Below are 19,422 nucleotides of genomic sequence, written 5' to 3'. Positions count from 1 at the left end.
AGGCTTAATAGTGATGCCAACAAAAGCGATCACGAAAAGTTGAACAGATGCCTGGTTTCAGATTAAACACATTGATTAGCCATTCTTAACCAGTAGAATCCGCCGCGACTGGCAACCATTCAATATTCGCACTATCGAACGATCGCCAGTTTGCCGCAGGCCGTTCCTGCATACGACGTGGCTGCGGCACCGATCATACCGGGCAGTCGTCAAACCTCCAGGATCGCGCATCGTCAACGATGCAGGTGATCGTGAACAAGATATAGTTTTCCACAGTTCGTACAGGATAGGCCTCCTTATTGCTGCCTTCGCAGTGACAGTAACTGTCCCTGTGTTTTCACATCCTAACCTACCATGTCCCCGATAAGTTAAGTATATGAGCGTAGAGGAGCTTTTCGACCATGGGCACAACCTCTAAATCTGAAGGGAGTTCATCAATAGATACAATAATGAACGTTTCTTTAAAGATCTTTGTAGTCAGTCCCTGTTAGGTTGTCGTGACATAAGAATATCGCTTAATTTTGAATACAGGGAAATGTAATTGATTATAAATGTTGGACATGTAGCTACAGAAAAATTCGACACAACTGGAGTGAGTGCCTGTAACAACCAACAGAGTACTTCAGTTGATTTATCCTCCTGTATTATTAATGCTGCTTCAGAATGTACCGTTTTTGTCAGAACAATAATAAAGAAATCGGACAGTTATGATGCTATGCAAATTGACAGGCTTAAAATTGATACGCAGGAAAAATACGACGCTCTTAATTTACAAAGAGAACATCACAAGAAATTTCTGCAAACTATAAAAGCAAACTCTTTTGACAGAGCTATGGCTGAAAGACCAGAAAACCCAATATCTCTGAGTCTAATATATTCTTCCATTGATTCAATAAAATATAACACAGGGAACTGTGCTGATATGTCGCTAATTTTAGGTGCGATTATTGCAAAATATATACCACAAAGACTAACCGGAATAGGATTTTCGAAAAATAATGTATTTGATGCCAGAATAAGCACATCCCTTATGTATAATAGCGCGTCAGGAGGGAATCATGTGGTCGTTTTTTTGACTTTTACTGATTCAAAAGGAATATCGGAATATATACTTGACCCTTGGCTGGATGCGCGCATTTTCAAAAAGGAAGAGTCATATGAAATTTATAAAAACAATAGCAGTGAATATATCAATGAAAATCATTGCTTCGAAGCATACGATAAATACACTGCTATAATGAATAGCGCAGAATATATAGACGCCATAACAAAGACAATAAATCTTTTATATAGAGTTAATCTTGATGAAATTCAATTAACAAATCCATTTAAGTTTATATAATTAACTCTTATGGCTGATTAAAGGAGTGTTATTTTCCCATGAATGGCATCAAAGGCATGTTACTCGCCGGAAATTTTCTGTACAACGTCGAAACGCCAACATCATAAATAATCGCTACCTGCTGTCACGGTACTCCGGCCCTAATGAGGCGCCCGGCTGCGCCCATTGTTCCGTTGTTAGTTTCGGTCGTCGGCCACCAATTTGCCCCTGCTCCCTTGCCGCTGCCAGCCCGGCGCTGGTACGCTCAACGATCAGCTCACGCTCCATTTCAATGCCAGAACAGCAAGGCTCCTCCTGAGCGAAAAGGACATTTTTTGAAAGTTTCTGGAAAATAAAAATAGTACTATTTGAGCATTAATCTAATCAGCCGATTTTTTCTAATTCATCAATCAGATGGACATAGCATTTGCTATAAAAAATAAAAGTATTCCTGCTATCTATATATAAATGAGTTATGTACATATAAAAGGAGCATTACCGTGACAAAAATAACTTTATTTCCCCATAACTTTAGAATCCAAAAACAGGAAGCCACACCACTAAAAGAAAAATCAACCGAGAAAAATTCTTTAGCAAAAAGTATTCTCGCAGTAAAAAATCACTTCATCAAATTAAATTCAAAATTATCGGAACGTTTTATTTCGCATAAGAACACTGAATCTTCTGCAACACACTTTCACCGAGGAAGCGCATCTGAGGGCCGGGCAGTGTTGACAAATAAAGTCGTTAAAAACTTTATGCTTCAAACGCTCCATGATATAGATATTAGAGGTAGCGCGAGTAAAGACCCCGCATACGCCAGCCAGACCCGTGAAGCTATACTATCGGCAGTTTACAGCAAGTATAAAGATCAGTATTGTAACTTGCTCATCAGCAAAGGAATCGACATAGCGCCTTTTCTTAAGGAAATTGGCGAGGCTGCGCAAAATGCAGGTCTGCCCGGAGCAACCAAGAATGACGTTTTTACGCCAAGCGGCGCAGGAGCCAATCCTTTTATAACTCCGTTGATTACATCAGCATACAGTAAGTATCCACATATGTTTACCAGTCAACATCAGAAGGCATCCTTTAACATCTATGCGGAGAAGATCATTATGACAGAAGTTGTACCGCTGTTTAATGAGTGTGCTATGCCGACTCCACAGCAATTCCAACAAATACTAGAAAACATTGCTAATAAATATATCCAAAACACTCCCTGAACACAGAAACACCAAAAAATATGCGAGCCTCTTCCTGATTAATATGAACCAATAGTATCCATAATTTTTCCCAGGAACTAACTCTGGAGCTAAACCGTCATTTACCAGTGCTAAAATTATACACTCAACCATCAAAATAATAGCCATTGCTGCTATATAACATATAGCAGCAATCTCTACTACATAGCTATATTTTTATAACTAAGATGGTTTCTCCGGCCAGTCAGGATTTAAGGTATCCACCCGGTTTACCAGCACCCTGTATTTTTTCCATTCGTCGAGCTGCGCTTTCTCATCATCTGTTGCGAGTCCAAGATCAACCGCATCCTGAAGCGGCGCGATTTTTTCAGATGCCATTTGCAGGAGCCTGCTTTTGGTTTCTTCCGCCTGACGAAGCTGCGCTGCTTTTTCAGCCGCTTCATCCTTCACCCACGCCTTACCATCCCATTTCTGGTATTCACCGTCTGGTGAAACTGATGTGACGTTTTCGGGCAACGGGCCGAGTTCGGAGATATAAACCTGATTGCCGGTTGTTGTGTCGTAAACCGTCTCGCCGCGGTGATCCTCCTGCAGACTCCATGTCTGGGTTTCAGCGTCAAATACAGCAATATGACTGGAGGGAATATCAGGAGGGGCGATATCAGTACAGTTTGCCGGTAATCCAGTGTGCGGCGGGATATATGCATCACCTGAGCCAATAAATTCGTTTGTATCTGAACGAAGATTAAAAATTTTAATTGTCTGCGCCTGTTCGCTCATTTTAAAAGTCATTATGCCAGCCTCACTATGTAGTTAAATGCAATATTTTTAACCGTGGTTTCCGCATTACCGTCTGCGTCCACAATAACGACGTGTCCGTGTGGACCGATATACATGGTGTGCTCATGTCCTCCGATATAAACTGTATGTGCATGGTCGCCAGCGGCCTGTGTCCATGCACCACCTCCAGGCTGAAATGAGGTGTGATTGGAATCTCCCCAGTATGAATTGATATAACCGCCGAACTGGTGAGTATGATTGCCCGTGGTATTGGTCGATTTCGTGCCGTAATCAAAGGATGAGGTAGATTTTGTCCCTAAGTCAGTATCCTGCGCCCGCGCGGTGTGCGAGTGCGATTTATTGCCGTCCATTTCTTGCGACAATACGGCACGTCCACTGATGGGCTTACCCTTTATTGTCCAGCCTCTCATGTCAGGGATAACGCCGGACGGATACGCTATAGCCAGTAACGGGTAAGCAGATTTATCGAAGGACTGCCCCTGCATCAGAGCGTAACCTGCCGGAGTAGCATCAGATGGCCATGCAATCGCCGCCCCTACTGGATGCGAATCCGGAGGTGGGTTTAGTGTGGTGTAAAGCATTGCCCATTCGGACCACTCAGCATCGGCGGTATCTCGATGGCTGCGAATATATGCGGGCGCTGGCGCACCGTTTGTCCCGCTCCAGACAATGAGGATTTCCCCATCACCGGTTCCGGTCAGACGTAAAATATTTCCGTATTGCGTCGGATAGCCATTGTTGTAAACCTCGCCCATTATCAGGCCACTATCGCTGCCTCTTGTCGTACCAGTCAGTGCCGGAAGCGCGCCGCGTGATGCCAGTCTGTTCGCTGCAACAGCCGTACCTGATGCAGGGAGCGCTCCGATATTTTGTACAAACAGCGGCTTTTCCGGAATATCGCCACCGTTCTGTGATTTTAGTAATGCATCGGCGGCGTGATTTATGGTTTCCCGTAAACCAACGTATTCGATAAGACCGTCAACGCTTTTTCCTGACAGCGCCGTCAGTGTATCGTCCAGCGGCTGCTTGCCCGCTAGTTTATTCAGTACAGTGGTGGCAAAGTTCGGATCGTTACCCAGCGCGTCAGCCAGTTCTTTCAGCGTTTCCGGCGCAGAACCAACCAACTGTGCTACTTTCGCAGCCACAAACGCTGCCGTGGCAATTTCAATACCTGCAGCTGTGGTTTCCGGAGTTGGTGCTGTTGGCGTACCAGTCAGTGCCGGACTGTCCAGCGGGGCTTTAGCCTGCACCTCACCCATAACGGTTTTTACCGCCTTTGGCGTGGCTGCCAGCGCTTCGCTGTCACTGTCCGTGGCGCTGCTTAACTTAACGATACCTTTTTTCGTCAGGCTGGCATCTTCCAGGGAAATCACGTCCGCGATATCTTCTGCCCGTTTTGCGGCATCTTCTGCTCTGGTGGCTGCTGCTCCGGCAGCAGTACTGCTTTGCGCCGCCAGTGATGCGCTGGTATCAGATGCGGCGGCGTGAGTGGATGCCTCCGATGCTGATGACGAGGCGGCTGTTGCGCTGGCCGCTGCTGTACTTGCTGACGTTGCTGCATTTGTCTCAGATGTTTTCGCTGCGGCTGCCGATGCGGCTGCCGCCTTTTCCGACGTGGCTGACGCACCTGCATCACCGGCACTGGAAGCCGCCTGCGTTTCTGACGTCTTCGCGGCGGTTTCGGATGCTCCGGCGCGCTCTGCTGATATCTGCGCCGCCGTCGCGCTGGCGGCTGCGGCAGCAGCTGAATCTCCGGCGGCAGTACGGGAGGCATCTGCATTCGCTTCAGATGTTTTCGCTGCGGCTGCCGATGCGGCTGCCGCCGTTCTGGCTGTGTCAGCCGACGCCGCGCTGGCTGATGCCTTCCCGGCTTTTGTAGTCGCCGTACCTGCGCTGCTCTCCGCAGATGCTGCGGATGAGGCTGCCTGTGTGGCTGATGCTTCTGCCGCTCCGGCTGCATTCACTGCTGCCGTGGCGCTTTCCGATGCCTGACCTGCTGATGTCTGCGCCTGTTCAGATGCCTGCCCTGCGGCGGTGGCATTCCGCGATGCCTCCGATGCCTGGCGGGCAACTTCTTCCACCATCGCCTCAAAACGCCGCAGCGCCTCCGGGCGGACGTCGTCTTCCGTCATGGCCCCCAGAAAATCATTCAGGGTGCCCAGCTTTGAATCATCGTAAACCGTAATAACTCCGGCATGTGACGGGGGATACCCGTCCACCAGGAGCGTGACAGTGTACTGCCCCTGCTCCACATCCATGCTGTAGCGCCCGGCGTCATCCGGATTTTCTGATGCCACCGTATTCACGACCACCGTCGTACTGGTCCGGCAGGCCTTCAGCTGAATGGTGCAGTTCTGTACCGGCGTTCCCGTACCATCTTTCAGTACGCCGGAAATAAGTACTGGCATATTGCCTCCATAAAAAAGCCCGCCCGCAGCCAGGCTTCAGATTCATTCACATCTCAGCACTGATTATCCGGGTCACGTAAATATGCCGGCAGAGAACACTGGACGCTCCGCGTGATTTTTTTTCCCTTTGCCTCGCGGTGCTGTTTCTGCCCACGGTCGGTGCCGGTATAAATCCGGGTCTGGTTTTCAATATTGCTGTTGCCGCTTCCTCTTCCGTTATCGGCAACGGCAGCAGTGGAAAATAAAACGGACAGGGAAAGCCCTGCCGCCAGAGAAATTACGCGCGACATAGTCATATTTGTTCCTCATTAAACGCAAGGGACCGGAAATCCGGTCAGTTTGTGAAGTTGCTCCCCGACCGGGAAACCATCACCAGCGGCCAGACGGAAGCAGACGTGGTGTACTGCCCACGGACCCTCAGAGAGACGCTGATATCCACGACAGGTGAAGTGGTGTAGACCGAAAAGACGACGGTCTGATACATGGCCGGAATCCCTGCGGTATACGGCATAACCTCCGCCGTTTTCACCTGGCCGTTAATATTTATCGTGACGGTGATGGCACCGGTGCCACCGTTACGCTCACAGTTAGCCATCACCGTGATGGTTTTCCCTATCTGATAGGTGGCGCTGTCGGTATACCGTGTTGAGGTGCTGCGTTCGTCGTTCGTCGCCCTGATGCTCACGCCCTGCATGACTTTTGAGCCGCAGATATCACCGACAAACTCTCTTGCTTCTATCACGCCAGAAAACTTACCGGAGGTGGCATTGATTTCTCCCGTAAACGAGCCAGATACAGCGTTGATATGGCCGCTGATATCCGCATTTTTCGCAGTCAGCTTTCCATCCGGCGTCAGGGAAAATGCCGGAGGATTCCCGCCACTGGTAATGGTCGGCGCGCTCAGGTATTTCAGGAACGCCTCATTCATGATTATCTGGTCGCCCTGCATGACGAATCCGGGCGTCTCGTTTCCGTTTGCCGGGTTAATATAAGCAATGCGATCCGCCGCCACCAGGAACTGGCTTATCTTCCCGTCAGGCGTGTCTTCCATGCTCAGTCCAAGTCCGGCCACATAATATTTGCCGTCTTTGGTCTGCTCTATTTTGACGCCCCACGTGGCGCTCCATTTATCGTTAGCGTCCTGCCACTCCTTCGAAAATTGTTGCAGTTTGCTGGCGTTATCCTCCGTCAGGTCAATTTTTTTTCAGCAACTCCGTACCAAGATACGTCTCCGTAATCAGTCCCTTAAAAAAATCCAGATACCCTTTCGCGTTATCCCCCGGACGTCCGGATGCTTCCGCAAATACTGATTTTCCAGCCAGATTTACACTGCGCACGTAAAACCAGGCATCATGCAGTGGTTTCAGTCCATCCTTTATCCAGAATGACCCGACGCCCAGATACTGTGCTTTTGACTGAATATCGGCGGCAGTCGCCAGTTGCGTGGCGGAGTACCAGAACTCATACTGCACACTGGCATCGTAGACAGTCTGGTGCGGCGTCACCGTTATCTGAAAATAACCCGGCGTCATCTCAATCGTGGATGGCGCTTCCGGTGCCTGAATACTGAATGCCACGGACGCCGGTTCACCCTGCTGCCCGTAACCGTTTATTGCCCTGACTGTCAGCGTGTAGTCACCCAGTGGCAGTTCGTGGAAGGCGTACTCCGTTTCGCTGGTCGTCGCCGTTGTCACCAGACGAACCGGATCGCCCTCGTTCCCACTGCCTGTGGTCAGCCTCACCACAAAACGCACATCTTTTACCACCCGCGGCGTGCCCCACTTCGCTTTGGCCTGATACAGGGTACTGTCGTTATCCGTGCTGACTGTCAGATGCTGCACAGCGGGCGGAATAATGCTGTTGGTGGTCCCCGGTAACGGGTCAAAGTGCGCCCCGTTGTCCACGATGGACTCTTTTTCCGGAACGTGCTGCAAGGCAGTGATGGCGTATGTGCCGTCGTCATTCTCCTTAATACGCACGCAACGGAAAAGGCGGCGCTTCAGGGAGGGCAGTTTCAGCCCCCAGATACTGTATGGCTGCACGGTTTCCGGTAGGACTTTCGTTACCACCCGATCCGGTGCGGGCTGCGACTGAATCTCCGTACTGAACGGCTTACCGTCAGGCCCGACAATATTCAGCGTGGTGGCGCCGCTTTCCGGTAGTGTTATTTCCCGGTCAAGCGTCAGCGTGCGGGTGGAAATACCCAGGTCAGTGATACGCCCACCGACCGACGCCCCGGCGTAATCGTTGTCGCAGACCTCAATAATATCGCCCGGTGTATGACGCAGACCTTCCGCACCGACAGAAAAATCCACGGTCTGCGTTTCCAGCAGCTCCGTCATCATCACCCACAACCCCGTCCGGTGCGCCTGTCCACGTGAGGTACAGCCGAACGCGTCCATTTTCAGCAGATTGCGTCCATAACGGGCCTGTGAGGCATGGTCTTCCACCAGCTCCGTGGAGGTTTGCCAGCCATTCAGCGGATCGGTGTATCTCACTTCTATCGCGTTATGGCGGTCTTTCAGGGCACTGAAGCTGTATTTAAAGCGCCCGCCCACCACGTTACCGTTGGTGTAGGTCCATGCTTTATCGGAGGGGGCGGTCCTGGATGAAGGTCATTTTGCGGCCATTTCATACCGGCATACAACGCATCACCGAGCAGAAATCCGCCAGAACGTCATACGCCTTACGCTGGGTGGTAATATACGCATTAAGCGTCATGCGGGGTTCCGTGCCGCCAAATCCGTCCGGCACCGGTTGATCGCAGTACTGCGCGATGGCGTACAGCGCCCATTTATCCACATCCGCCCCCCCGATACGCCTGCCCAGCCCGTAACGGGGGTGGGTCAGTTTATCCATCGTGCACCACGCCGGGTTATTCGTGTACGCCGGTTTAAACGCCCCGTCCCACAGGCCGGTATATGTGCGGGTATCCGGGTCATAGTTTGAGAGGACCTGAAAAATACGTCCGCGCAGGTGGTAGTTACGCGTGACCTGCTGGCTGCCGAACTGTTCCGCATCCACCAGCAGACCGGCAACCGCTGTGCCAGGATAACCCTGCCGGATATCGATGATTTCCGTATACGACGACCACAGCGTTTTGTTCTGAAGCCTGTCGGTGGTGCTGTCCGGTGTCACCCTGACCATGCGGACACTGAACGGGCGCGGCGGTAAATTATCAGCCACTACCGATGCCAGATATTGTGTTGTGATCTTGCCGTTAATAGTGATATCAAATTCTGTGTTCCAGATCCCGCTACGCTGAAACTGTATCAGCAGATTCACGGAGGACGGGTTACGGTCCCCCTTGTCCATGGTCTCCTGCAGCATCTGTACACCAAAGGTGAAGCGTAGCCGGTCGACATTCTCTGAGACAACAGTACGGGTAACGGGATTATCGTGTTTCACTTCCACACCCAGCACCGTTTCCGCGCCGGAAGCCTCAAAACCTTCCAGCGGTGCCTGTGGTGTCTCCCCCACCTGATATACCACGGTCACGCCGTGAATATTACTGTTACCGTCCGCGTCCACCACCGGCGTGTTATTAATCAGCACGCTCTGCAGACCGTTCACCGGGCCGACTATCGGTCCCTCACTGAGGGCATCAATCACGCTCAGTTGTTGTGTGGACTTCAGATCGTCCTTCGCCTCACGTGGTGTATGCCCCTTCCCTCCACCTTTGCTCATTCTCCTGGCTCCATAAATAACAAAACCGCCGTAATGGCGGTCATGTGTATCAGCTCATGTTGTCATGATTATCACTGCCGGATGACGACAGACGGTCTGGTAATCCCGCCGTCCTGCCGCGACGTGGTGTTTGCCTGTAACGGGGAGCCGATCACCACAACTTTTCCCGACGTGCTCTCATCCCGGGTACTCATCATCTGCGATATCACCCGTGACCCGATTTTCATTTCACCGTACAACACCGGCACCGGGTTCCCCTGGGCCACCATATTTTCCAGGGAAGAAAAGTACGTGTTCTGTTTCCCGTTATCTGTCTGACCCACCGTCGGTGTTTTGGGTACAGGTGTCAGCATCTGCGCCACACCACCCAGCGCCATACTGGTTCCTGCGGAAAACAATACTGCCGCCGCTACAGCATTCAGACCGGGAATAAATGACGCGCCAATCAGCGCTGCCCCGGCTACCACCTGCCAGATACCGTTTTTCGCTCCCGCCATACGCGGTACAATATGAACCACTGCCCCCGGCGGTAACGATTCGTTCAGTCTGGCAGTAAGGGTATCCGGCGCCATATCGCTCCCGGCAATCCGGACCTGATACCAGCCCTCATTCATTCGCTGCCGGAATCCGGGGAGTTGTATCGCCAGCGCATGTATGCCTTCCGCCGCTGTCTTTATGCTTAGGCTGATGCGCTTTCCAAATCGTTGTAAATCCCCGTAAAGGCAGATTCGCACCATTGCCGGTGCCGCCATATTGAGTGTGTCCGTCGTTGCCATTTGTCGTTATACCCCTCTCGTTTACTCAACTGCTCCGGAATATGGTGCAACAGTTCACCGTTGCCGCAGTAAATCGCCGCATGATTGGGCGTCGGTGAACCAAAACAGCAAATCAGCACGTCGCCGGGCTGCGCATCCTCCGGATTCACCCGGTAAAATCCCGCCGCCTCCAGGTGATCCAGATAGAGGCTTTTACCCTGACTCCACCAGTCATCTTCCCTATCGAAATCCGGCATATCAATCCGGGCCAGATGGTAGGCATCACGAAACAGCGTGTAGCAGTCCGTCACGCCATGCTCAAACTGCCGCCCGGTCAGGTGTGGCACGCAGCGGAATTTATGTATCCTGTTATCACAGACCAGCCACCAGTCCAGCCCGCTTTGTATCTGGAGGGTACGATCCGCACTGCTGAGACAGGGCTTACCGTCAGGATGGCTGTGTACCAGCGCCACGATGTCGCCGCGGTTCCGGGCATTCAGGTAATCCTCCGGGGATATACGAAAATACATCGTGGGTTCAGCAGACAGATTTTCACACGGAAAATACCGCTCTCCCTGTGCTGTTCTGACCACATAACCGCACGATTCCGCAGGCGCACACTGTCGGGCATGTGCCAGAATATCATCGTTAATCATGGGAACCTGTTAAGACAGTTTGTTGATGGAAGCGAAAAATCCGGCATTCACCAGATTGTTACGCATTTCACAGCCTTTCATGCAGTGGCTGCATTTATCCTTTTTCGGGTCTGAGGTGGGCTTATCGAACTCATCGGCCACGGGCGGGCCGTCGTATCCGCAGTTTTCATCCCGGTAATCCCACGGACAGGAGTCCGCCAGCATGGTACGCCCCGGCACCACAGAACCGTCGGTTTCTGCCGGTGATGCCAGAATAATGGTAGCAGTTGATGAATCCAGTTCTGACAACTGCTCCACGTTATAGCGCGCTACCGCCTCCTGCTCCGGGTCAGCGCCCGGATTGCCGTTACTGAAATTCACCGCATCAAGAAACTTGCTGTAAACCTGATGCCTTACCACTGACGCGCCGACGAGACTTTGCAAATCCTCCGCCATCCCCGTGACCAGACCAAAGAGATTGGCAACAACGAGGTTCGGGCGGGGAGATGCGCCTTTCCCGTTCATCTCAAAATCCTGTACCTGTATCGGGTACGGTTCGTACTGCCTCCCCTGCCAGGTTAACGGCTCGCCTTTTTCGTTCGGTTCGTTACAGAAGAAAAAGCGCTCACCGCCAATCGCGGTTAAATCAAATTCCCACAAATCCACCTTCGCGGACTGCTCCGCTTTGGTGGTCTCGCTCAAGGTTTCCTGTGGTATATCCTGCATATATGAGAGATCCTTTATTATTTATCTTGCAAAAATATACCTGCTTTTATTAATGGTATTTACGATACAACCAAAAAACGAGGTAACTAATGAAATACACAATATTGTCGCTGGTAGCTGGTGCGCTCATCAGTTGTTCAGCAATGGCAGAGAATACCCTGACTGTAAAGATGAACGATGCCCTGTCCAGCGGAACAGGAGAAAACATAGGTGAAATCACAGTTTCAGAGACACCTTACGGTCTGCTTTTCACTCCTCACCTAAATGGTCTTACGCCAGGAATTCACGGCTTCCATGTCCACACAAACCCAAGTTGTATGCCGGGAATGAAAGACGGTAAAGAGGTTCCGGCGCTCATGGCCGGAGGACATCTTGACCCCGAAAAAACCGGGAAACATCTTGGCCCATATAATGACAAAGGGCATTTGGGGGATCTGCCTGGACTGGTTGTCAATGCAGATGGTACAGCCACGTATCCGTTACTGGCACCACGCCTTAAATCACTGTCAGAACTGAAAGGTCACTCATTGATGATCCATAAAGGCGGTGACAATTACTCCGATAAACCTGCTCCACTGGGTGGTGGCGGTGCACGTTTTGCCTGTGGTGTCATTGAGAAATAACAGCAACATAGCCATATCGTCATAATTTCGTTTTACCCATAAAAAAGCCCTCTCACTGGAGGGCATTAAATCTGTATCGATGTTAAAGGTCAGAAGCTGTAACCTACGCCAAGCACCTAGGTTCCAGCTTTGACGTCACTGTCAGCATCAGTGGAAAAACTTGTATGCTCATAAGACGCATTAACGGCAATATTTTCAACCGGGTTAAGCTGAATACCTGCCCCATAAGCAAAGGCGGTTTTATTGTCAGAATTTCCCCAGTTATCCTTAATATGTCTGTTTGCTGCACCAATCATCACGTAAGCATTCAGATAGTCGTTAAAACGGTATGAAGGACCAACAAGAAGGGAGGTATAATCAGCATCACCTACCTTATACCCATAGTTATTAACATCAGCCGAGGTGTATGTAACTGAACCCATCGCCCCGAATCCACTGTCCAGATCTTCCCAGTTATATTTGATGTTGGCACCGTTCGCATTACCGGAAAGCCAGCCGCTTAAATCTGTGTAGGCATATCCAATTGAAACGGTATTTTTATACCCTGCTGCGTTAGCCACGCCGATGCTACCTAACGCCAGACCAACTAAAACCGCCACGACAATCTTTTTCATAACATTTCCTTTTTTTGATTATTGACTGTGCGGGCTCAGTGAAACAGCAGCAGGTTAGAAAGTTCAATCATATTTATCGATCGTTTCGATCAAAAATACTAAGAAATAACCTGCTCAAATGTCGCGGTGAATGTTGTTTTCAGCAATCCCGCTTTCACACTCCATTTCCGGCAGACAACCTTAATCTGCCGGTATCCGTAAGGCGGAGTCCACAAAAACGCCTTCACACCGTTATGCTGTGACAAAAAGCCCTCCAGTGCCGGACCATCCTCCCGGTCAACGCGGATAGTCACACTGTATTTTTTCAGGTCATTATTGATCCCGGATGCACGCCGCTGCTCGTAGCCATCACCGAACCTCACCACCGACACCTGTGGTTCCGAATCCACCCCCATGTCCGGGTCAACTTTCCAGTGAAAGGTTTTCATCATCGATATGCCCCGCTCAGCCTGCCGCCGTCACGCCCCTGCTGCTGCACGAAATCAGCCGCCGCCTTTTTACCCAGATCATAAACCGCCTTCAGCGCCTGCGGCGTCAGTTCCGGCCCCGTGTTGCTGATTGCAATATGATACTGCGGTGCAAACATCGCCATCCCTCCGGAACCTGCTGCCACAACCCCCAGCTTACCGTCAGTACCGCGACGAAGCGGCAGTATAGCCTCCGGACCGGCCTCTCCCATTACTGCCGCCCCTCTGGCAAATGCAAAGAACGTCGGTCTGTTAACAATACTGCCGCTGTACTGACTGAGTCCTGCTGAGCGGTACACGCCGCCGTCCGCATTTGGAATGACCGACAGCGCCGCTGAACTGTATGCCCCGGATGGTGTACTTCCGCCTGCTGATGCGCCAAAGCCGAACATACCCAGTACTGAACCCAACAGTTTAGAAGCCGCAATACGTGCCTCCATTTTTGCCAGGTCAGCCAGGATGGAGACCGTCAGGCTCCGGAAACTGCCCTTTCCGGTCACGGAAAAATTCGCGATACTGTCCGCCATGCCGTTAAATGCGTTTGTGAAAACGTTCTCCGTCATGCCTGCCACGTTGCCCCCCTGCGCCAGAAAGTTATCCAGCGCCCGCGACGCGCCCTGCGTCCAGTCTCCCTGCGCAGCATCCACTTTCGCGTTATAATCCGCCCACTCAGCCAGTCGGCGATCGAGACTGGCCTGAAGTTCCTGCTCCGCCTGACGGTATTCGTCAGAACCGTATGTCCCTTTTGCCTTGCTGTCGCGCTTAAGCTGCTCCAGTTGTTCCTGGTAGTGCTGTTGAATTTTCAGATGCTCTTCGTACCGGCCACGTTGCTGATCGCCCATACCCATTGTGGCCAGCGCCAGTGCGTGCTGCTGCCTGACGCGGGATTCTTCGTCAGCGAGCTGGCTGGTTAATGTGAGCGTCTTTTTCTTCAGTTCATTAAAGGCATTCTGGTGTTGCAAATCCTGTTGTGAGATATCCAGCTTCTGTAGCGCAAGCGCTATTTCATCCTTATGTGCCAGTACGCTTTGTTCATCCGCCGTCAGTTTTTTACCGGACAAATCAGCGATGCGCTGCTGAAATGACAAAAGCTGCTTATGCGCTTCCGTCATTTTTTCGGTCGTGGAAAGCTTCGCGGCGGCAATCAGCCCTTCAGTCTGCGCCTGTTGCTGGCTGTACTGCAAAAGCAGTCGCCCGGCCTCGTCGTTGTGGTAAGCCTTTGGCTTTTCCTTCTGCCGTGCCATTGCTTTTTTATGGCGTTCGTTTTCACGCTCCAGCGCGGCATTGCGTACCGCTGCATCGGCATACTGCATGGCGGTAATGCGCGCCACCTCCCGTTGATGCCGCAGGGATTCAGTTTCATTATCCCGGTTCAGCGCGGCGTTCTGCTCGTTCCGGCGCTTCTGAGTCTTCTGATAATTACGCTCTGCCTGCGCCTTCGCATCCAGCAGGTCCTTCTGGCGTTTCTGTTCCTGAAGTTCGTTCAGTTGCTGCTGATCATATTCAGTCTGGGAGGAAGACACTGTCCATGGCGTTTTTCTGGCGCGCGCGATTTTTTCCTGCAGTGTCGCGATTTTTTCATCGAGCGTATCTTCCCGCCCGATATCCAGCATCCGATCCCACGCCCACTTCGCCGCATCACCCACGGCATTCCATGCCTTCTCGATCCAGCCCAGATTATCATGTACGTCACCCGCCCGTTTATTCATCTCTTCCGAATACGCGGACATGGCAATTTTCGCAGCATCAGCCGTTCTTCCCTGTTCACCGAGCACCCTGATTTGTTCAAGCTGGGTGGCAGTCAGAAAATGCAGTGCCCTGTCCAGTTCTTTCGCCGCGTTCACCGGATCATCCTGCAGCCGTTTAAACTGGCGGATGGTTTCATCCACTGACTGCCCCACGTTTTCCTGCATTCTGGCCGCGGTACGGGATACCATTGCCACTGCCTGCCCGGTAAACGCTCCGCTACCGACCACCTGGGTCAGTACTCCTGCCGCGTCGTGCTGCGTGACGCCATTTCCGGCGAGCGACTTCGCCATTTCATTAAGCTTGCCTGTGGTTTTTCCGGCGTAACTTCCGGTCAGAATAAGCTGTTTATTGAACTCCTCACTTTCTTTCGCCCCCTCATAGTACGCCTTACCCAGTCCGTAAACCGCCGCAGCCACACCGCCAACCAGCCCGCCGAGCATCATGCCCTTCGGCGACATCAGTTGCTCAATCCACCCGGCCCGGTTGGCCAGCGTGATACCGGAACCGCGAAGGGCGCCCAAATTTCCCCGTGCCAGTTCACCAATCAGTACGCCTATCTCGCGGCGCGCCATTGCTGATTTCAGTCCCAGTGCATGAGTGGATTTTGTTGCGGTATCCAGTTTGCGGATATAGACATCGGCGGCACTGCTAACCCCCAGTTCAGCCGCCTTCACCCGCAGCAACTCAGTACGGGAGAGGCCCTGTACCGCCGTCTGCTCTTTCAGTCGACGTATAAACTGTGCTTTTTTCTGCGTGGCCAGCGCCTCCGCATCGGTAAGTTCGCGTGTCTTTGCAGCAGCTTCAGACACCAGCGCCAGATAATCGCCCTGTGAAATATCTCCGCGTCCTTTCGCCTGTCGTACCTGCGCCTGGATACGCTGTAACTCCTGCAGACCACCGCTTAACTGTTTTACACTGTCAATCTGACGGTAAAATGCCGCTGCGGCTGCATCCTGAGCCTGTGCAACCACCGCTGCCTGCGCAGCTTCCGCCCTTAACTTCTGATTCAGGTCGACAGCCCTTTCTCTGGCCTCGTTCGCCTCACGCGCCAGTTGTGCCATAGCGTCACTCTGTGTGCGTGTGGCAACCTGTGATTGCGCCATAGCGGCACTGATACTTTTTGCCGATGCCGCCACACTTCTGGCGCTGGACTCCATACATCGCTTGATGCGTTTTTCAACGAGATCACTGCTGTCCACCAGCTTCCCCAGCCCGTTACTGGCAGTCTGAAGACCGGCGGCAACTTTAGCTGTATCAACATCCATGTTGATGACGATATCACCGACTTTCTGGCTCAAATCTCACTCCTCCCGGAATACCGACTGCCACTTCAAGCAGATCCTGCTCCGTCATGCTCTGTACCGCTCCGGGTAATGTCAGCAAACTGAAGTCCGCTGCATCGATTTCTTTCCCCGTCACCAGCATGAACACCTGCGCTTTCAGCGTGGAAAACTCCGCATCCAGCAGGGCATCACTGAAACTGTTTTCCCGAAAGAAATCAGCCCACTCACTAAGTTCAGTTGAACTCATTTCGTCCAGCATCCGGCGCCAGTCAGGCCGCCGGAACTCCCGGGCCAGTTGCCGGACAAAATGAAGCTCATTATTCAGGACTTTTCCGGCGTCATGTCCTCTGATTCATTACCTGAATCACTGGCGTTATCTTTCTTATCCGCAGACAGCCCGCTGAGCATCAGAACACTTTCTGCGCCTGCGTCCAGCGCCTCATACGACCACTTCGCCTGTACTGACTGATAAAGCGTGTCTGCATCCTGAGAAGAATCACCATTCAGAAGCGAGCGGGATACCAGCCAGGCATTAATTTCCAGTGCCATTTGCATATAAGCCACGCGCTTATCCGCTTCCGTCGCACCATCCATATCCGTGTCATATTTCGCAGTACGTTTCTGGATGAACTCCAGGTACTCAATACGTTGCAGGCCGGATAACTCGAACAATGCCACCGACGCATCCCCCCGGGTAAACGTCTCTTTCTTTAAAAACATGATTTATTCCTGAAAAAAATGCCCCAAAACAGGACGAGAGGTGGGTTATGCCTGAACAGTAATATCCGCAATAGCGGTAAAATTACCGTCTGTTGTCATGCCAATAATTTTCACTGTACCTACCTTAACACCTTTTACAGTGGCAATATTTTCCGCCTGCGTGACGGTGGCTGTAGTCGGATCTGACGTTGCGATACGCAGTGATTTATCTGTCACGTTATCCGGTTTCACCGTGAACGTAACCGCTGTTGTGGCGCCGACCTTCACGGTGGCATTTGTCGGTTCCACTGTCAGTCCGGTAACACTAACCACTTCCGGTGCATCCTCTTCAGCCATGTACGGACGGCCCACACTGGTAATTTTTACTGTACGGGCGATCTCATCCTTACTCTGCACCGTTTTCCCCAGCGAGCTCACCCAGCCTCTGAACACATCAACAGTGCCGTTCGGATACTTGATCCGGAATCCGCGCTTCTGCCCGGTCGTGAACAGTTGAATAAGCTTTTTCTGTACGTCCTCACCTGGCTTCCACGCCAGCGTCACAGAAGTATCCCCGGCAGACTTCTGTCCCTGTGTGGTACTTTTCCAGTCAGCGTTCTCGTCATCAAGATAGTTATTATCTTCTGCATCTGCCGTCAGTTCTCCCGGCTGCAGGTCTTTTACGTTTGCCAGCCTCAGCCAGTTATTATCACTTAGCGGGCTGGCGAACGGATCACCCTCGCTGTTGTACATCCAGAATGTGGTATTTGCGCCTTTTACCGGCGCAAGTGGATTAGGAATTGTCGTGTCTGTCATTCTCTTTTCCTCTACATGGAATAGGTGATGTCGTAACTCAGATCGGCTGACCCCCACATCGCCATTTCATCGTCTCGCTGATAGTTATACCCCTGCGCCGACATTGTCCGGATGATGTCACCCAGTCCCGCCACGCTCCCCAGTGCCGGATACACCCTGTTCTCCATCTGTTCATCCAGGGCGCTGTCCGGTGCAGTGGCTTTCAGAAATACTTCCACATGTAGCACCGCGCTCCAGATATCACCGTCCACCTCAGTACCGGTATACTGAGCATCACTCAGGTACACCGCCACCGCAGGTAACTCATCCTCCTCCACCACGACCGGACGACCGTCAAAAAACGTGGTGGAGCCATCATCGGTCTTTTTTAATGCGGCAATAATGGCCTGCCGTACTGCACTGTGTCGGGTCATTTTTTAGTGAATCTCCTCAGTTCATAACTGATTTCATGCTTCAGCTCTTTGGGCATCTCCGTTTTCATCTGTAAAACAACCTGCGTGTTGAACGCATGGCGCAATGCATCAGCAACCGGGATTTTCACCACATTAAGTGGGTATCTTCCGGCACCGGAACGCTCAAATACCTGCCACCATCCGTTCGGAGCCTGCGCAATAAACCCCCGGTCAAAACGGTATTTTCCTATACGTAGCGGCTTACCTTTTCTCCCCCTCATCGGGGTTGATGGTGGCGAACTCAGTAACCTGATGGCAGTCAGCGGATCACAGTTCACATAAATGTTGGCAAAAGGCTTGTCCGCTCTGGCCAGCCTGACTCTGGCGCGACGTCTTACCGTTCTGACGGGAATACCCTGCCGTCGGTTGTCTCCGGCCACCACCAAAGCAGCAGCACTGCGAACTGACACGCTGACCACCCGTTTTGCCACCCGGTTAATGGCCCGAATTTTTGCCCGGGTCACATATCCACGATCAATTTCTTTAAGTACTGAAATGGCCTCTTTAAGCCCCTTTACCTCCATTGTTCTCCTCCAGAGTCAGTTGTGGCTTACCGTTAAAACGCCGGATACGGGTCACGGTAAACTCACTGCCCCGCAGTACCACCCTGTCTCCCCGGCGCGGGATAACGTTGCCTGAAAACACCACTACGTTTTTTCCGTTTCCTTCAACAGGCCCCAGTTCAGCCAGAAAATCAGACTCCACCACTATGCAGTCAGTCCCGTTGATGTTGACCTTCATGCCGAAGCGTTCTGCGATAAGTGCATCCATGCGCCTTTTCATCCCGTCAAAAAGGTCAGCCATTAATTTTTACCGGAACGGTTTCATCACCGTTTGCCGCTGGCGCCCATACCACCCCGACATATGGCAGGCTGCCGGTTGCATCCGTCTGAACCACGTTATCCTTCAGATACACTTTTTTCCCGACGGCAATATCCTCTGTTGTCAGTTTTGGTATGCTGAATACCCCTTCTGCGATGCCGGTTCCGGCGCTCCCGGCGGCAATATCGGTAACAGCCACAGCGAACATATCGCCGACCTGTACCAGATCTCCGCTCTTTAGTGACGTGGTCGCCACAATTTCAATCGTTTTGCCGTCTTCCACGTAATTCTTAGCCACGGTTATTCTCCTTTCCGGCACGCCGTGCCGGATTTCAGGTATAAAAAAAGCCCGTCAGGGCCGT

20 protein-coding genes and 2 pseudogenes are annotated in these 19,422 nt (G+C 51.7%); 3 read left to right on the top strand and 19 right to left on the bottom strand.

Features of this window, described 5'->3' with window-relative positions; translation table 11 throughout:
* The first annotated feature begins 541 nt into the window (after positions 1–541).
* Positions 542–1,342 carry a hypothetical protein gene (locus N7E69_RS18790; RefSeq protein WP_001536069.1) on the top strand — a complete coding sequence of 267 codons (801 nt, stop codon included), beginning with the start codon at positions 542–544 and terminating at the stop codon, positions 1,340–1,342.
* A 28-nt stretch (positions 1,343–1,370) separates the two neighbouring features.
* Here the strand turns inward: N7E69_RS18790 and N7E69_RS18785 are convergent.
* Positions 1,371–1,612, bottom strand: a pseudogene (locus tag N7E69_RS18785) (helix-turn-helix domain-containing protein); the annotation flags it as partial.
* Between the two features lie 209 nt (positions 1,613–1,821).
* Here N7E69_RS18785 and sopE point away from each other — a divergent pair.
* Positions 1,822–2,544, top strand: a complete 723-nt coding sequence (sopE, locus tag N7E69_RS18780; RefSeq protein ID WP_000161701.1) for an SPI-1 type III secretion system guanine nucleotide exchange factor SopE — start codon at positions 1,822–1,824, stop codon at positions 2,542–2,544.
* 201 nt (positions 2,545–2,745) lie between these two features.
* Here sopE and N7E69_RS18775 read toward each other — a convergent pair whose 3' ends face one another.
* The 8 genes and pseudogenes from N7E69_RS18775 to N7E69_RS18740 all read right to left on the bottom strand — a co-directional run bounded on the left by N7E69_RS18775 (position 2,746) and on the right by N7E69_RS18740 (position 11,535).
* On the bottom strand, positions 2,746–3,315 hold the full coding sequence (locus N7E69_RS18775; RefSeq protein WP_000143180.1) for a tail fiber assembly protein: 570 nt from the start codon (positions 3,313–3,315) through the stop codon (positions 2,746–2,748).
* Complete coding sequence (locus N7E69_RS18770) at positions 3,315–5,732, bottom strand: phage tail protein (RefSeq protein WP_001574223.1); 2,418 nt, start codon at positions 5,730–5,732, stop codon at positions 3,315–3,317. Before N7E69_RS18770 ends, N7E69_RS18775 begins: the two co-directional genes overlap by 1 nt.
* A gap of 53 nt (positions 5,733–5,785) precedes the next feature.
* A complete protein-coding gene (locus tag N7E69_RS18765; protein WP_000178848.1) occupies positions 5,786–6,028 on the bottom strand; it encodes a hypothetical protein in 243 nt (80 codons plus the stop codon).
* Between the two features lie 38 nt (positions 6,029–6,066).
* On the bottom strand, positions 6,067–6,900 hold the full coding sequence (locus tag N7E69_RS18760; protein WP_077943317.1) for a phage tail tip protein: 834 nt from the start codon (positions 6,898–6,900) through the stop codon (positions 6,067–6,069).
* Positions 6,901–6,969: 69 nt separating this feature from the next.
* A pseudogene (locus N7E69_RS18755) lies at positions 6,970–9,419 on the bottom strand (host specificity protein J).
* A 71-nt stretch (positions 9,420–9,490) separates the two neighbouring features.
* A complete protein-coding gene (locus N7E69_RS18750) occupies positions 9,491–10,195 on the bottom strand; it encodes a tail assembly protein (protein WP_001576012.1) in 705 nt (234 codons plus the stop codon).
* On the bottom strand, positions 10,099–10,830 hold the full coding sequence (locus N7E69_RS18745; protein WP_000606352.1) for a C40 family peptidase: 732 nt from the start codon (positions 10,828–10,830) through the stop codon (positions 10,099–10,101). Before N7E69_RS18745 ends, N7E69_RS18750 begins: the two co-directional genes overlap by 97 nt.
* A 9-nt stretch (positions 10,831–10,839) precedes the next feature.
* Entirely contained in the window at positions 10,840–11,535 is a 696-nt protein-coding gene (locus N7E69_RS18740) for a phage minor tail protein L (RefSeq protein ID WP_001152416.1), read from the bottom strand.
* A gap of 89 nt (positions 11,536–11,624) precedes the next feature.
* Between N7E69_RS18740 and sodC1 the strand changes: the two genes are divergently transcribed.
* Positions 11,625–12,158 carry a superoxide dismutase [Cu-Zn] SodC1 gene (gene sodC1, locus N7E69_RS18735; protein ID WP_000877926.1) on the top strand — a complete coding sequence of 178 codons (534 nt, stop codon included), beginning with the start codon at positions 11,625–11,627 and terminating at the stop codon, positions 12,156–12,158.
* Positions 12,159–12,274: 116 nt separating this feature from the next.
* On the opposite strand, the gene N7E69_RS18730 is transcribed toward sodC1, so the two are convergent.
* From N7E69_RS18730 to N7E69_RS18685, 10 genes are all read right to left on the bottom strand, one after another.
* Positions 12,275–12,772, bottom strand: a complete 498-nt coding sequence (locus N7E69_RS18730; protein ID WP_000725268.1) for an Ail/Lom family outer membrane beta-barrel protein — start codon at positions 12,770–12,772, stop codon at positions 12,275–12,277.
* Between the two features lie 98 nt (positions 12,773–12,870).
* Positions 12,871–13,203: a phage tail protein gene (locus tag N7E69_RS18725; protein ID WP_000978295.1), complete on the bottom strand. Its 333-nt coding sequence runs from the start codon at positions 13,201–13,203 to the stop codon at positions 12,871–12,873.
* Positions 13,200–16,187, bottom strand: a complete 2,988-nt coding sequence (locus N7E69_RS18720; RefSeq protein WP_077906652.1) for a phage tail tape measure protein — start codon at positions 16,185–16,187, stop codon at positions 13,200–13,202. Before N7E69_RS18720 ends, N7E69_RS18725 begins: the two co-directional genes overlap by 4 nt.
* Positions 16,188–16,266: 79 nt before the next feature.
* Positions 16,267–16,596: a phage tail assembly protein T gene (locus N7E69_RS18715; RefSeq protein ID WP_010989009.1), complete on the bottom strand. Its 330-nt coding sequence runs from the start codon at positions 16,594–16,596 to the stop codon at positions 16,267–16,269.
* A complete protein-coding gene (gene gpG / locus N7E69_RS18710; protein ID WP_000478858.1) occupies positions 16,593–16,991 on the bottom strand; it encodes a phage tail assembly chaperone G in 399 nt (132 codons plus the stop codon). The genes N7E69_RS18715 and gpG overlap by 4 nt, the downstream gene beginning before the upstream one ends.
* Before the next feature lie 45 nt (positions 16,992–17,036).
* Entirely contained in the window at positions 17,037–17,786 is a 750-nt protein-coding gene (locus N7E69_RS18705) for a phage tail protein (RefSeq protein ID WP_000132757.1), read from the bottom strand.
* A gap of 11 nt (positions 17,787–17,797) precedes the next feature.
* Positions 17,798–18,199: a phage minor tail U family protein gene (locus N7E69_RS18700; protein WP_000196703.1), complete on the bottom strand. Its 402-nt coding sequence runs from the start codon at positions 18,197–18,199 to the stop codon at positions 17,798–17,800.
* Positions 18,196–18,762, bottom strand: a complete 567-nt coding sequence (locus N7E69_RS18695; RefSeq protein WP_000453192.1) for a phage tail protein — start codon at positions 18,760–18,762, stop codon at positions 18,196–18,198. The genes N7E69_RS18700 and N7E69_RS18695 overlap by 4 nt, the downstream gene beginning before the upstream one ends.
* On the bottom strand, positions 18,743–19,042 hold the full coding sequence (locus tag N7E69_RS18690; RefSeq protein ID WP_000774239.1) for an ATP-binding protein: 300 nt from the start codon (positions 19,040–19,042) through the stop codon (positions 18,743–18,745). Before N7E69_RS18690 ends, N7E69_RS18695 begins: the two co-directional genes overlap by 20 nt.
* Positions 19,035–19,358 carry a DUF2190 family protein gene (locus N7E69_RS18685; protein WP_001107908.1) on the bottom strand — a complete coding sequence of 108 codons (324 nt, stop codon included), beginning with the start codon at positions 19,356–19,358 and terminating at the stop codon, positions 19,035–19,037. Before N7E69_RS18685 ends, N7E69_RS18690 begins: the two co-directional genes overlap by 8 nt.
* Between the last annotated feature and the right edge of the window lie 64 nt (positions 19,359–19,422).

Source organism: Salmonella sp. 3C (genome assembly GCF_025426275.1).
In the GTDB taxonomy this organism is placed as follows: Bacteria; Pseudomonadota; Gammaproteobacteria; order Enterobacterales; family Enterobacteriaceae; genus Salmonella; species Salmonella enterica.
The sequence above is the reverse complement of the archived record's forward strand: the minus strand, read 5'-3'. Positions and strand labels throughout refer to the sequence as shown.

What these genes read in the sequence shown, in the direction of transcription:
- gpG (WP_000478858.1), bottom strand. Translation starts at nt 16,991, where the DNA reads ATGTTTTTAAAGAAAGAGACGTTTACCCGGGGGGATGCGTCGGTGGCA.
- N7E69_RS18740 (WP_001152416.1), bottom strand. Translation starts at nt 11,535, where the DNA reads ATGCAGGATATACCACAGGAAACCTTGAGCGAGACCACCAAAGCGGAG.
- N7E69_RS18695 (WP_000453192.1), bottom strand. Translation starts at nt 18,762, where the DNA reads ATGGAGGTAAAGGGGCTTAAAGAGGCCATTTCAGTACTTAAAGAAATT.
- N7E69_RS18750 (WP_001576012.1), bottom strand. Translation starts at nt 10,195, where the DNA reads ATGGCAACGACGGACACACTCAATATGGCGGCACCGGCAATGGTGCGA.
- N7E69_RS18705 (WP_000132757.1), bottom strand. Translation starts at nt 17,786, where the DNA reads ATGACAGACACGACAATTCCTAATCCACTTGCGCCGGTAAAAGGCGCA.
- N7E69_RS18730 (WP_000725268.1), bottom strand. Translation starts at nt 12,772, where the DNA reads ATGAAAAAGATTGTCGTGGCGGTTTTAGTTGGTCTGGCGTTAGGTAGC.
- N7E69_RS18725 (WP_000978295.1), bottom strand. Translation starts at nt 13,203, where the DNA reads ATGATGAAAACCTTTCACTGGAAAGTTGACCCGGACATGGGGGTGGAT.
- N7E69_RS18775 (WP_000143180.1), bottom strand. Translation starts at nt 3,315, where the DNA reads ATGACTTTTAAAATGAGCGAACAGGCGCAGACAATTAAAATTTTTAAT.
- sodC1 (WP_000877926.1), top strand. Translation starts at nt 11,625, where the DNA reads ATGAAATACACAATATTGTCGCTGGTAGCTGGTGCGCTCATCAGTTGT.
- N7E69_RS18700 (WP_000196703.1), bottom strand. Translation starts at nt 18,199, where the DNA reads ATGACCCGACACAGTGCAGTACGGCAGGCCATTATTGCCGCATTAAAA.
- N7E69_RS18765 (WP_000178848.1), bottom strand. Translation starts at nt 6,028, where the DNA reads ATGACTATGTCGCGCGTAATTTCTCTGGCGGCAGGGCTTTCCCTGTCC.
- N7E69_RS18745 (WP_000606352.1), bottom strand. Translation starts at nt 10,830, where the DNA reads ATGATTAACGATGATATTCTGGCACATGCCCGACAGTGTGCGCCTGCG.
- N7E69_RS18690 (WP_000774239.1), bottom strand. Translation starts at nt 19,042, where the DNA reads ATGGCTGACCTTTTTGACGGGATGAAAAGGCGCATGGATGCACTTATC.
- N7E69_RS18770 (WP_001574223.1), bottom strand. Translation starts at nt 5,732, where the DNA reads ATGCCAGTACTTATTTCCGGCGTACTGAAAGATGGTACGGGAACGCCG.